The sequence below is a fragment of the Shewanella sp. MF05956 genome, from assembly GCF_059758055.1.
In genome coordinates, this window is sequence record NZ_JCAYNV010000008.1 from 126,973 (window position 1) to 140,141 (window position 13,169).

10 protein-coding genes and 1 riboswitch are annotated in these 13,169 nt (G+C 42.3%); of the genes, 5 read left to right on the plus strand and 5 right to left on the minus strand.

The window, feature by feature from the left end; genetic code table 11:
- Window positions 1-267: 267 nt before the first annotated feature.
- A complete protein-coding gene (locus AC19MX_RS10655) occupies window positions 268-1,527 on the plus strand; it encodes a dicarboxylate/amino acid:cation symporter (RefSeq protein ID WP_498297947.1) in 1,260 nt (419 codons plus the stop codon).
- A gap of 67 nt (window positions 1,528-1,594) precedes the next feature.
- Here AC19MX_RS10655 and AC19MX_RS10660 read toward each other — a convergent pair whose 3' ends face one another.
- Both AC19MX_RS10660 and AC19MX_RS10665 read right to left on the minus strand, forming a co-directional pair.
- Window positions 1,595-2,782 carry a hypothetical protein gene (locus AC19MX_RS10660; RefSeq protein WP_498297949.1) on the minus strand — a complete coding sequence of 396 codons (1,188 nt, stop codon included), beginning with the start codon at window positions 2,780-2,782 and terminating at the stop codon, window positions 1,595-1,597.
- Window positions 2,783-2,974: 192 nt separating this feature from the next.
- Window positions 2,975-3,967, minus strand: a complete 993-nt coding sequence (locus AC19MX_RS10665) for a class 1 fructose-bisphosphatase (RefSeq protein WP_498297951.1) — start codon at window positions 3,965-3,967, stop codon at window positions 2,975-2,977.
- A gap of 173 nt (window positions 3,968-4,140) precedes the next feature.
- On the opposite strand from AC19MX_RS10665, the gene AC19MX_RS10670 reads away from it, so the two are divergent.
- Window positions 4,141-6,435: a S9 family peptidase gene (locus AC19MX_RS10670; protein WP_498297952.1), complete on the plus strand. Its 2,295-nt coding sequence runs from the start codon at window positions 4,141-4,143 to the stop codon at window positions 6,433-6,435.
- Window positions 6,436-6,518: 83 nt separating this feature from the next.
- Here the strand turns inward: AC19MX_RS10670 and arcA are convergent, their stop codons facing one another.
- Complete coding sequence (gene arcA, locus AC19MX_RS10675; protein WP_432402891.1) at window positions 6,519-7,235, minus strand: two-component system response regulator ArcA; 717 nt, start codon at window positions 7,233-7,235, stop codon at window positions 6,519-6,521.
- A gap of 679 nt (window positions 7,236-7,914) precedes the next feature.
- Between arcA and AC19MX_RS10680 the strand changes: the two genes are divergently transcribed.
- The 3 genes from AC19MX_RS10680 (at window position 7,915) to AC19MX_RS10690 (ending at window position 11,453) form a co-directional block, all read left to right on the plus strand.
- On the plus strand, window positions 7,915-8,355 hold the full coding sequence (locus tag AC19MX_RS10680) for a DUF3293 domain-containing protein (RefSeq protein WP_432402893.1): 441 nt from the start codon (window positions 7,915-7,917) through the stop codon (window positions 8,353-8,355).
- Between the two features lie 297 nt (window positions 8,356-8,652).
- Window positions 8,653-8,826, plus strand: a riboswitch (Lysine riboswitch).
- A gap of 134 nt (window positions 8,827-8,960) precedes the next feature.
- Window positions 8,961-10,340 (plus strand): lysine-sensitive aspartokinase 3, encoded by a 1,380-nt coding sequence (lysC, locus tag AC19MX_RS10685; RefSeq protein WP_498297954.1) that lies wholly within the window; start codon window positions 8,961-8,963, stop codon window positions 10,338-10,340.
- Window positions 10,341-10,343: 3 nt separating this feature from the next.
- On the plus strand, window positions 10,344-11,453 hold the full coding sequence (locus AC19MX_RS10690; RefSeq protein ID WP_498297955.1) for a succinylglutamate desuccinylase/aspartoacylase family protein: 1,110 nt from the start codon (window positions 10,344-10,346) through the stop codon (window positions 11,451-11,453).
- Between the two features lie 78 nt (window positions 11,454-11,531).
- On the opposite strand, the gene AC19MX_RS10695 is transcribed toward AC19MX_RS10690, so the two are convergent.
- Window positions 11,532-12,674, minus strand: coding sequence for a site-2 protease family protein (locus tag AC19MX_RS10695; RefSeq protein WP_432402899.1), 1,143 nt, complete (start codon window positions 12,672-12,674; stop codon window positions 11,532-11,534).
- Between the two features lie 89 nt (window positions 12,675-12,763).
- Window positions 12,764-13,138, minus strand: a complete 375-nt coding sequence (locus tag AC19MX_RS10700; RefSeq protein WP_432402901.1) for a DUF4144 family protein — start codon at window positions 13,136-13,138, stop codon at window positions 12,764-12,766.
- Window positions 13,139-13,169 lie beyond the last annotated feature (31 nt).

A 13,169-nucleotide genomic window follows, 5' to 3' on the forward strand; every position in this document is an offset into this window, starting at 1 on the left:
CAATGATTATTTGATACGGTTTTCTTTCTTGTATCCTCACTGGTTACACCATTAGCAACTCATTATTTATTATGTAATCGATTGTTATTGTTGTCTTTTATATTTATAAGCAGTTAAGCGCTCATTAAGTGGTCACTTTTGTTGATAAGGTGATTGAAATATATTGCGCGATGTCTCAGTATTTCAGCGCTCGAAAAGAATAAGCACCAGGATTGGTATAACAATAATCAGCAACAGAAGTTGCCATTTCGAATGGGAAATTAGTACATGACAAAATCACTTTCAGCACGGATCTTTATTGGTCTATTTTTTGGCGTGCTTCTCGGCAGTATTGTGCAATTTGCACTCGCCGACAACGCCTTTTTTGGTGGGACACTTGTTACATTGGCAAGTGGTATCGGCACCATGTTCGTTAATATGATCATGATGTTAGTTGTACCTTTAGTGTTTGTGAGTATTGTTTGCGGCGTGTGTGAGTTACAAGATTTAAAAAGTTTTGGCCGTTTAGGTGGCAAAACCTTTGGTTTTTACATTATTAACACCGTTGTCGCGATTCTTGCGGCATTTACAGTGGCAATGATATTTGAGCCAGGCAAGGGCGTTGATATGTCTAGCAGCGGCTCGGTCGATATTACCGCAACAGAACTGCCTGATTTAATGTCACTTATTGTGAGCATTGTGCCTAACAATCCTTTTTCAGCGTTTACCTCTGGCAACATGTTGCAAGTAATTTTTATGGCGCTGCTAATGGGCGGTGTAATGAAATCAATGGGCACATCAGTCGCCGGCGCAGTAAAAGGCTTTCAAACCGCCAATAAAATCATGATGCGCTTAATTGGATTGGTGATGAGTCTTGCGCCATACGGTGTATTCGCCTTGATGTTTAAACTAGGCGCTACCTTAGAACCTGAAATTTTTGTCAGTGTGGTTGAATACCTAGTATTGATTTTAGCGCTATTACTGATTTGGATTTTCATCGTATACCCTATTGCTGTAAGCGTATTTACGCCTGTGTCGGCGAAAACGTTCCGTGATAAAACCCAAGAGCAAATCCTGTTTTCGCTTTCAACAGCAAGCTCTAATGCCACCATTCCGGTAACGATGCGCACCTTAACCGACAAACTTGGCGTAAGTCAGGCTGTGGCGGGATTTGGTGTGCCGTTAGGGGCAACAATGAACATGGGTGGGGTATCAATTTATATTACTATCGCCATTTTCTTTGTCGCCAATGCGTTTGGTATGCCAATCAGTAACGACCAAATCCCTTCGCTATTATTTAGCGTATTTTTGCTTTCTGTTGGCGCTGGTGGCGTACCTGGCGGTGGCATGGTGATGATTGGTGTGTTGATTTATCAAATGGGCTTACCGGTTGAAGCGTTTGTGATTGTGGCCGCCCTTGACCGTATTATTGATATGGTACTGACATCATGTAACGTCGTGGGCGACACCGCTGTTCTCACCATTGTCGATCAGACAGAAAAGAAGTACCAAGTGAGTCAAGACAGCGTCGTCGTAGCGAAAGAATAAGTTTAGCGAGTGAGTCATACATAAACGGCCTGCATTGCAGGCCGTTTTTGTTATGACTATAGAAGTATTATCTATGCTGCATTTTGTTTTCAATATTAGACATAATTTTGAATGTGGTATTTTCTAAATCATCTAAGCCACGATGGGCGACTAATTCATATGATCGATTAATTAATCGGTAAGCCTGCGGGTAGTTAAATTCGACGACCTCAAGCTCAGCTAAATCGTTAAGAGCCTGGCTTTGACCTATTGGATAACCCATCATTTGATGATACTCAATGGCTTTTTTAAACTGCTCTCTGGCGTCGTTATTACGCCCAATTCGTTGATTGATAGTACCCGCTAAGTGATAAATATAACCTAATGTGAGCCAATCTTTAACTTTAGCAGCATTGGTTTTGGCGAGGTTGAGCACCCCTAAAGCTTGCTCAATTTTGTTCGTTTCGATGTAACTTTGGGCTAATAATAATCTTAGTTGGGCTAATTCTCGGTATTCGTTCTGATGCTCAGCAATACCCATTGCAGCTGTTAATGTGCTGTTGAGCTGTTCAAATTGTTGCTGTTGTAATTGGATATTGCCTAAGAGGCGGCTTGCAAGCAAGTTATTAGGTGCGTCTTGAATGACCTCAGATAAAAGCTGCTCGGCACCGAGTAAATCACCTTGTTGGCTCAATGTTATGGCCTGCACTAATTGTGTAGAATGCAATTGAGAGTGGTAGTCGTTAACTGACTGTTTGTGTTTAGGGTTTAGTTGATGAGTGATAGCTTTCGCTGCTGACGCCAATGCTTGATTGATGCTGTCAGTGCTAATACTGGTGCTGTCACTTTGGCTTTGGCTTTGGCTATGTAATGTGTAACTGAGCTGGTACTGATTGTTGAGCATACTCACACTGGATTCGATGACTAATACCGCACCCGATATCGCCATGATTTTGTTAATGTCAGAAGGGCTAACGTTATCGGTTTGAGCGAGCCGCGAAGTGATATTAATGACATCTTCAGTTTGCAATAAAGGGTAGCTCACACCGAGTGTTAGCTGGTGAATAAGCACATCCATAGCGGCATAGGCATTCCATTGAGTATCGCCATCTGTGGGTGGGGTAACAATCTTGACCGGAAGAACCAATACCGTACCAGATGCCAGTGGCTTAGGCTTTATGTTGGACAAGTAAACATAAGCACCAATACCAATCAGCAGCAAAATTATGACGGCACTAAAGTATTTATATGTATTTGAGGTCGGTGCCTGTGGCATTGCGATAGTCCTTTATCAATATCGAATGATTAACTTAGTGGTTAATTAAGTTATTGTAAAGAAAACCTGTTTTTATCTTTTGTGTTGTTATGGCTTAGGAGGTTTTGTGTTGAAAGGCGTGTCGAATACTTTATTTAAATACAGCGTAAAAACAAAAAACCGCCTTTTGGCGGTTTTTTGAAGACTGATTAGTTAGTCAATTGATGGCTCTTCACTGTAATCAATACCATGATAGCTCAAGCAGGTATCGACTTCATTCGCGCTACCTAAAATCACCGCAACACGTTGATGAATTTCAGTTGGTTGAATATCCAAAATAGTCTCGTAACCTGTTGAGGCTTTACCGCCAGCTTGCTCAACAAGTAATGCCATTGGGTTGGCTTCGTACATTAGGCGTAACTTGAATGGTTTAGCTGGGTTTTTGTTGTCTGTTGGATAGGTAAAAATACCGCCACGACACAAAACTCGATGCACGTCACCCACCATAGCGGCAATCCAACGCATGTTAAAAGATTGCTCTCGAGGACCGATTTTTCCAAGCAACAAGTCGGCAATGTAGGTTTGCATTGGTGCTTCCCAAAAACGCTGGTTTGACATATTAATGGCAAACTCAGCCGTATCTGGCGTGATTTGTACATTGTCGTCAGTCAATAAAAATGTTTGGCTGTCTGGATCTAAGGTATAAAACTGCGTGCCTTGGCCTGTGGTTAACGCCATCATCGTTGATGGGCCGTAAAGCACGTAACCTGCTGCAACTTGTTTGCGCCCAGCTTGTAAAAAGCTTTGTTCGCTAAACTCACCAGCGGGTGCAGGTAACACAGAGAAAATAGTGCCAACAAGTGAATTAATGTCGATATTTGATGAGCCATCTAATGGATCAAAACTCACTAGGTATTCACCTTGAGCGTTAGCTTCTACAACATAATCTTCTTCTTCAGAGGCAATGCCGCGCACTGTTGTGTCAGCCTTTAAGGCATCTTTAAGCATGTCGTTAGTGATGACATCCAGTTTTTTCTGGGTTTCACCTTGAACATTTTCTTGTTCTGTTGCGCCTAGTACACCCGCTAACGCGCCGTGACGAACTGCACCGCTAATGGCGATTGAGGTTTCCGCTAAGGTAAATAGTAATTGCGTTAAAGATGCATTTACCGCTTGAGCGCTGAGGGTTTGGGCCAAAGTCTGCATTATTTTTCCTATGAGATTTTGCGAGGTTAAGGTCTATGTTTTAAATTTAATTCTTATGAGCAAATCATACCCCACAATGACGCTAATTTCAGCGATTGTTATCTGAGGTTTTAGTTTTACAGTAATTTCAGGCAGAATGTTGGCTGATTGATTGCCCCCAAGGATTAATAATAATGACAACAACATGGAAGCAGCATGCTTTAGTGGCAATGACTGCCGCACCATTACTCTTTACGAGTCAAATTTCTCAAGCAGCGCAAGGCAGTACAATGATCCCATTAACTACCGCACCGTTAACCGCAATAAAAGGCAATAACACGCCACTGACCATAGAACGTATCCATGCCTCACCAGCTTTGGCTGGATCGAGTCCGCGCGGACTTGCTTTGTCACCTGATGGTAAGCGAGTGACCTATTTATCGAGTCGTGCCGATAACCAACATTTTTACGACTTATGGCAAATGAACATTGCGACAGGCCAGCGCAGCATATTGATCAATGCCGATCAATTAGCGGGTGGCGAACTGTCTGATGAAGAAAAAGCCCGCCGTGAACGTCAGCGTATTTATGGTGAAGGGATCATGGAATACTTTTGGTCTGAAAACAGCCAAAGTATTTTAATTCCAGCTGCTGGGCAATTGTATTTATATGATGTCGCTAGCAATAAAGTCATAGAGCTAAACACCGGTGATGGCTTTGCAACAGATGCGCGCTTGTCGCCTAAAGGTCGTTATGTGTCGTTTGTACGCGATCAAAACCTTTATGTGTTAGCGCTAGACACTCAAAAAGTCGTCGCATTAACCACCGATGGCAAAGGTGCGATCAAAAATGCCATGGCTGAGTTTGTCGCCCAGGAAGAAATGGACCGCATGACAGGTTATTGGTGGGCACCCGATGAGTCCGCAATCGCGTTTACGCGCATTGATGAATCCGGTGTTGAGTTAGTCACCCGTAATGAAATATATGCCGACGGCATTAAATTAACTGAGCAACGCTATCCTTATGCAGGCAAAGCGAACGTTGAAATTGCCCTTGGTGTGGTGACTTTACAGGATAAGAGCATCAACTGGATTGATATAGGCAAGCAAAAAGACATGTATTTACCGCGTGTTGAATGGCTACCCGATAGCAAGCATGTGTCTTTTCAGTGGCAAAGTCGTGATCAACAAACACTAGACTTACGCATTGCTGCATTAAGTCAACCTGACCAGGCTAACACCGTGATTGAAGAGCGCAGTAAAGCCTGGGTAAATCTGAATAATGACCTGCACTTTTTAAAGCAGCAGTCTGCATTTATTTGGGGATCAGAGCGAGATGGGTTTAATCATCTGTATTTGTTCGACTTACAAGGTAAGCTGCTTAAGCAATTAACCCAAGGTGACTGGGCCGTTGATGCACTTGAGTTTGTCGATGAAGCCAGTGGTTGGGTGTATTTTAGTGGTCGTAAAGACAGTGTTGTCGAGCGTCACTTATACCGGGTTAATTTGCAAAAGGGCGCTGATTCAATCGAGCGAATTAGCCAAACGGCTGGAATACATGCTGCGGTATTTGCCGATAAGAGTCCGGTTTATTTAGATTACTTTAATAGCCTCCAGCAACCACCACAGATCAGCTTACACAATGATTCGGGTAAATTATTAGCCTGGGTTGAGCAAAACGAGATTAATCAAAATCATCCTTTATATGATTTGGCTGGCTTATGGCAAATGCCTGAGTTTGGCCAATTAAAGGCAGAAGATGGTCAGCCATTAATGTACCGTTTATTTAAACCTGTACCGTTTGATGCTAATAAAAAGTATCCAGTTGTAGTACGTGTTTATGGTGGACCGCACGCACAGTTGGTGGTGAACAGCTGGAGTGAGGCGGATTATTTTACCCAGTACTTATTACAGCAAGGTTATGCCGTATTCCAATTAGATAACCGTGGCTCGGCCCATCGTGGCACTGAGTTTGAGTATGTGATTTATCAAAATATGGGGGATGCCGAGGTAAACGATCAAAAAGTGGGTGTGGATTACTTACGTAGCCTGCCATTTATTGATGGCGAAAATGTGGCAATTTATGGTCACAGTTACGGCGGCTATATGGCATTAATGAGCCAATTTAAGGCGCCAGATTATTTTAAAGCAGCCATTTCAGGGGCTCCTGTAACTGATTGGCGTTTATACGATACCCATTATACCGAGCGTTATATGGGGGATCCTGAAACCAATAAACAAGGTTATGATGCCAGCAGTATTTTGCCATACGTCAAAAATTATCAGTCAGGCCTGTTGATGTATCACGGCATGGCGGATGATAACGTATTGTTTGAAAACAGCACGCGAGTATACAAAGCATTGCAAGATGAAGGTAAATTATTCCAGATGATGGATTACCCAGGGTCTAAGCATTCCATGCGTGGTGAGAAAGTGCGTAATCACTTATATAAATCGTTAGCTGCATTTTTAGACCAGCAATTGAAATAACATATTTCGTGAGTTTATCGCTAAAAGCGGGCATAAAAAAACCAGGTTAATCACCTGGTTTTTTATTGGGTAACCTTAAAGGATTAGCCTTCTAAGTCACCACAAAAACGATAGCCTTCACCGTGAATAGTCGCGATGATTTCTGGCGTATCGGCTAAGCTTTCAAAGTGCTTACGGATACGACGGATTGTCACGTCAACAGTGCGGTCATGCGGCTTTAATTCGCGGCCAGTCATTTTTAATAATAAATCAGCACGCGTTAAAATCTTACCTGGGTTTTCAACAAAGTGAAGCATCGCACGGAATTCGCTGCGTGGTAGCTTATAAGACTCACCTTGTGGATTCACTAAAGAACGGCTGTTAATTTCTAAGCTCCAGCCGTTGAAACGGTAATATTCAACAGAACCTTTTTCTTCAGTTTCTGCAGCAGCACTATTAACGCGAGTTAATAGGTTACGAGCACGAATCGTTAATTCACGTGGGTTGAAAGGCTTAGTGATGTAGTCATCGGCACCAATTTCAAGACCAAGGATTTTATCAACTTCGTTATCACGACCGGTTAAGAAAATAAGACCGATGTTATTAATTTCACGTAATTCGCGAGCAAGTAATAATCCGTTTTTACCTGGCAAGTTAATGTCCATAACCACTAGGTTAATTTTATTGTCTTGCATGGCTTTGTGCATTTCTGCGCCGTCGTTAGCTTCGGTAACGACATAGCCTTCAGCTTCAAAAATACTGCGTAATGTATTACGGGTTACTGCTTCGTCTTCAACAATCAGAATGTGTGGGTTTTGCATGATATTTACCTAATTTTATAAAATTCGACTCTAGCGATAGGCTAGTAAGTTGTAATCGCGCATTAATTAACGCTGATACTCCAGTATTTTTTTGGTGTTTATCTATGTCTGCCCTGAATAAAACACTCTTATAAACTCGTAAGATGTAACGCTATGTATGGTTACTGAGTTGTCTTGCGTATATTAACGCTCATTACGCAATGCAATATGCAGCTGCATAATAAGTAAAAAACTTGCCAAAAGGCTTACTACTATGAATACGATTTATAGAGATAGTTCCATATGTTGCAAACTTATTTATACGTATTACTGTTTATCCCTTTGCTTTATCAAATGTAGAACATAAAACGTTTGGGTGTAAACTAAGCACACAAAATTGTGATTAATTACCAATAAATGCGTTTTAAACGCCAGCCCTCGATACATTTAGCAAGCGATGTTATTGGTTTCACTACAGTGCTTTACTAGTAGGTGACGTTATTGTACTCGTTTTAGGCATTTGTTAACAAATTAAATGTTAAAAAATTAATATAACAGTCAAGTATATGAAAGATTAATGTTGTTAATGCCATAATATTTAAGGATAAATAAATATTATACTTGTGACTGACATCACAAACCTTTAAGAATTCATAAGGCTTTGCTAAACTGATTTTGGTTTAATTGACGAATTAATATTATGGAAAATGTTATAGATACACTGTGGCATCACTATCAAAGTACACATTTTTTGTTCACTCAACGCCTTTCTCATGATTTCCCGTTTGCTATTATTACCGCCCACAACCCCAGTGGCTTATTACTCTCCCCGAGCCAAAATCGTTTACTAGATCGTCAGCTCCAATCCAAAATTCAACAATACAACAGTCCATACCGAGCACTCATTGGTGCAGCACCTGATTTGTCGCATATGGAAAAAAGTTGGGCTATTTTTATTGATAAAGAACAGGCGCTTGAATTGGGTAGAGAATTTAATCAACATGCCATTTATTATGTTAATCAAGGATTATTATCACTTATTGCCTGCATTGATCCGCTGATGCCAGAAGTCGATATGGGAGCTTTTAATCAGCGTTTACGCTTAGTAAATGAGTTGCCTGATATTAGTTCGCACCTGTAGTGTTTAGCTGTTAAGAGTATAAAACTGTGCATCACTTGATTTTTTAGATCTTTATTTAAGACAATAAAGTTTAATTGTCTCTTTATTTTGCCTTTAAAGGTTGTTTGGTCCATGAAAATGGCTATTTTTCATCATTATGAACAATCTAAAATGATGTTTTTGAGATTGCGAAAATAAGTATCCTTGAGCGTCATCTTTGCCACAAAGATGAATAAAATAAAAATAGCGTATTTTTACAACGATTGTTGATTGACTTGTTAGTGGGTTTGTTGCTATTTTTCAAGTCCCTCCTTCGGGAGGCACAGAAGAGGAGCGTTAACTAGGTAGTAAGTTTGAGGATGCCAATCCGATGACAACTTATGATGGAGATTAGCGCCGAGGTATCAAATTGTGTGGCACACATTGATATCGGTCGTATAGGCTGAATCCTAACGATTGTCACCTGTTTTTTGGTGGAGAGCTTCTGGTGATGATTGCTGTTTCCCTTCTTTAAGGGTGCGTTATCTTAGCACCAGGCTCTTCGAACGTAGTGTGTTCGGAGTGTATATCATGTTAGTCAATTACTTCTTATTTTGTCGTCTTTCGCCAACCGCGGAGGCATTCGTATGAGCACTGTTTCTCAAGATATTCGTCCAGAATTAGTCGTCGCCAAATTTGGCGGTACCTCTGTTGCTGATTATGCATCGATGAGTCGTTGTGCTGACATTGTGTTAGCCAATCCTGCCACCCGTTTAGTGGTGGTCAGTGCGTCAAGTGGCGTAACCAATTTACTGGTCGAGTTAACTCAAGCAAATGTGAATGACGAGCGCCGCTTAGCGTTGTTAAAGCAAATTGCACAAATTCAATATGCCATTTTAGATGAGTTAGGGCGCCCGCAAGATGTGGCCGCGAGCATCGATAAAATTCTGAGCCGCATGTCGGTATTAAGTGAGTCGTTAGAACTCGATCGCAGTAAGGCGATTATGGACGAATTGCTCTCTACTGGTGAGCAATGTTCATCGATTTTGTTTTCTGCGGTAATTCGTGAAAAGGGCACCGCATCGGATTATTTTGATGTGCGCCAGGTGCTTCGCACCGACAGCCATTTTGGCCGTGCAGAACCTCATATTGAAGCCATAGCCTCGTTATCTGGTGACTTGTTAAAGCCGTTGCTGGCGAATTATGTGATAGTCACTCAAGGGTTTATTGGTGCAGATCAAGATGGGCGCACAACCACTTTAGGCCGTGGTGGTAGTGACTATTCTGCAGCGTTACTTGCTGAAGCATTAAGTGCCACAGCGGTAGAGATTTGGACTGACGTTGCCGGTATTTATACTACCGACCCAAGGTTGGCACCTAATGCACGCCCCATTCCAGAGATCAGCTTTAATGAAGCGGCTGAAATGGCAACTTTTGGCGCTAAAGTATTGCACCCAGCGACCATTTTACCCGCGGTAAGACAAAAGATTCAGGTGTTTGTAGGTTCCAGCAAAGCGCCTGAAATGGGCGGGACATGGATCCGTCATCAAGTTGAAGACACGCCCGTTTTTCGCGCGGTGGCATTACGTCGCGACCAAACGCTATTAAACCTTCATAGCCTGCAAATGCTCCACGCACAGGGGTTTTTAGCGGAAACCTTTGCAACACTTGCACGTCATAAAATCTCGGTAGATTTAATTACAACCTCAGAAGTGAACGTGTCGTTAACGCTGGATAAAACCGGTTCAGACTCGAGTGGCCAAGGCTTATTGAGCGAGCCATTACTGCAAGAGCTATCGCAGCATTGTCGTGTCCGTGTTGAGGATAATTTAGCGCTTATTGCCATTATTGGTAATCGCATTGCCTCTACCGCAGGTATTTGCAGTCGCGTCTTTAAAGTGCTTGAAAACCACAATGTGCGGATGATTTGCCAAGGTGCGAGCCCACATAATTTATGTGTATTGGTATCTGAATCTGAAGCGGCGCAAGTGGTTAATGCTTTACATCAAAATCTGTTTGAGTCGTAATTGATGAGTAAGGTAATACAGTCGAATATACAAGTTGGGGAGCTTGCCACAGGGCAAGCGCTCACCATACCGCTTTATGATTTTATGGGTGCTAAAGCGTCTGCGCCGAGTGTTTACATTCAGGCCAATGTTCACGGCGCTGAAGTGCAAGGTAATGCAGTGATTTATCAGCTGATGACCTTACTTGAAGACTATGACGTACTAGGGGATATCAAGCTGGCACCTCTGGCTAATCCGCTGGGCATAAATCAAAAAAGTGGTGAGTTTACTTTAGGCCGGTTCGACCCCATTACTGGGGTTAATTGGAATCGGGAATATTTTGACCATAAAGTCGATTTAACTACCTGGTATGCAAAGCATCAACACTTGAGTAATGCCGCGTTATTCGATGCCTATCGAGTGATGTTAGTTGAGTCGTGTCAAGCAAGGCTTAACCAGCCTTTTGGCATAACGACAGGCCATAGGCTAGCCGTAAGCTTACAATCTATGGCACATCAGGCTGACATTGTGCTGGACTTACATACTGGGCCTAAGTCTTGTAAGCATTTATATTGTCCTGAATATGACATTGATGCTGCACGTTTTTTCTCTATTCCCTACACCTTGGTTATTCCCAATAGTTTTGGTGGCGCGATGGATGAAGCGGCATTCTGTCCTTGGTGGCAGTTAACCGATTTTGCCGCTCAACAAGGGCGTGACTTTACGGTACCCGTGTCAGCGTTTACGCTAGAATTGGCTAGCCAGGAGCGTATTGATTTAGCTGATGCATTGGAAGACGCTAAAGGTATTTTGGCGTATTTAAGTCATCGAGGGGTGATCCGTGAAAAAATCGAGCCAGCTCAAATGGCGCGCTTTGGCTGCTACTTAAAAGACTATAAAAAGTTTCATGCGCCTAAAGCGGGATTAATTGAATATTGCGCTGTGGTAGGCCAACCGCTCGATGCAGGACAGCCATTAGTGAATATATTGCGTATGGATTTGTATGGCACCGATGACGCGCATCAAGTGATTAGTTTGCCAATGGATTGTGTGCCCATTTTGCATTTTGCTTCTGCATCTGTGCATCAAGGCACTGAGTTGTATAAAGTGATGACCAATGTGTTTAGGTTATAAACGAAAATAATAAAAACGCCTGCATTTTGCAGGCGTTTTTGTCTGTGACGGAATGAAGATGCACGAGAGGCCTTGAGATTAACTGCCAAGGATTTGCAGTGGAATAGACAGCATGTCGTCACCAGAACTTGCAAAATACCAAATGATACCAACCAAGCTTGCTACCGTTAACAGATACCACACTGTTGAGAATATTTGTCCGTAACGGTCGAGCGGCAGCAGATGGCTTTGATGCCTGCCACGCCATTCAAATACAATTTCAACACTACCAATCAGCAGTAAAAAACCTAATAGAGCAAGGCCTAGGCTATAGCTGATAAAAACCCCTACAGCGGCGCCTAAAATACAGGCTATTAGGCCAACCAGGCTGTTCATTGAAAAGCTAATACTCTTTAAAATATGACCGCCATCGAGTGGCAAAATCGGCAATAAGTTAAATAAGTTCAGCAATGCGTTAAAACTGGCCAGTCCGGCAAAAAACACATTACCGGTGATCCAGTACAGGCCTAAACTAATGACGGATAAAATCAGTCCAAAAGTCGGCCCCATAATCGAGATATACACATCTTGCCAACGAGTATTAATACGCTCATCGCTTAAGGCCAATCCGCCGACAAACGGAATAAGGTAAATGCCTTTTGTTTTCATGCCAAAGTGTTTCATGGCCCTAATATGGCCATATTCATGAAACACTAAACAGCCGATAAGTGCCAATGCAAATTCTAGTGAGAATAACCAAGAGTAAGCTGCCACACTGGCACCAGCAAACAACACTTTAATCACTTTAGCACTTTTGAGGAGTTTGAATCCCAAAGATGCTAAGCCGACTACACTGAGCTTTTGCGTTTTAGCGACCGGAACTTCGGGCGTTTGTTTTTCAATGTCACTGACGCTGCGCTTGCCTTGAGTGATTTGTTCTTCATCAACCAGTAAGCAATAGTCGAGCTGAAAGGGTTGCCAGTTAACATCAATCTCTAATCGAACCTGAATTGCTTTTGTTTGCGATGTGACGCTTGTTGGCGCATCAATAATATCGTCTTCATTAAGCGGTACAGTATGTTGTTGAGCAAGTTCAAACGAGTGAATGTGAAAAGCTTGATCGCTCGCGCTCGCTGACTTTTGTGATACCAGTTGATTATCCCAATATAACTGCTGCCAGCCTGCAATAGAGCCTTCTAGGCGTAAGCGTTTACCAAGACATTCAATATTAAGTAATTCCATTAAGGATTCTCAGAGCTTATAGACGGTGAGTATGCGGGCATTTTGCCAGAGCGCTGTTTGATGCTCAATGGGCAAGGTGATTTTATTGGCTAATAAAGCTGTTCTAATTCAGCAACAGTGGCAATACCTTGTTCAATTGTGGTGAAAACGATTTTTGCACTGCAACAGTGTCCTTGAAACTGACCGAATTGGCGCACCAAAGGCAGCATTTGTAACACGCTAATGGGGAGAGGTTGTTTTACGAGGTGTGGCAGTTGTGCCACACTCGTGTCGACTGAGGTGTGTTCAGGTTGTGGCTTTGCGATAAGATAAACGTCACCGCTACTGTCAATTAATGTGTCTTGTACGCAAACAGTATATTGATTGGCGCAAATAAAACTTAACCAATCTTGATGATTTGCTAGATACATTAGCTCATCATCTTGATCAAACTTTAAAAATGCTGGCCAATGTATTTGTTGCATAATGTGGCGGTCTCATTATTGAGTGTTGTTC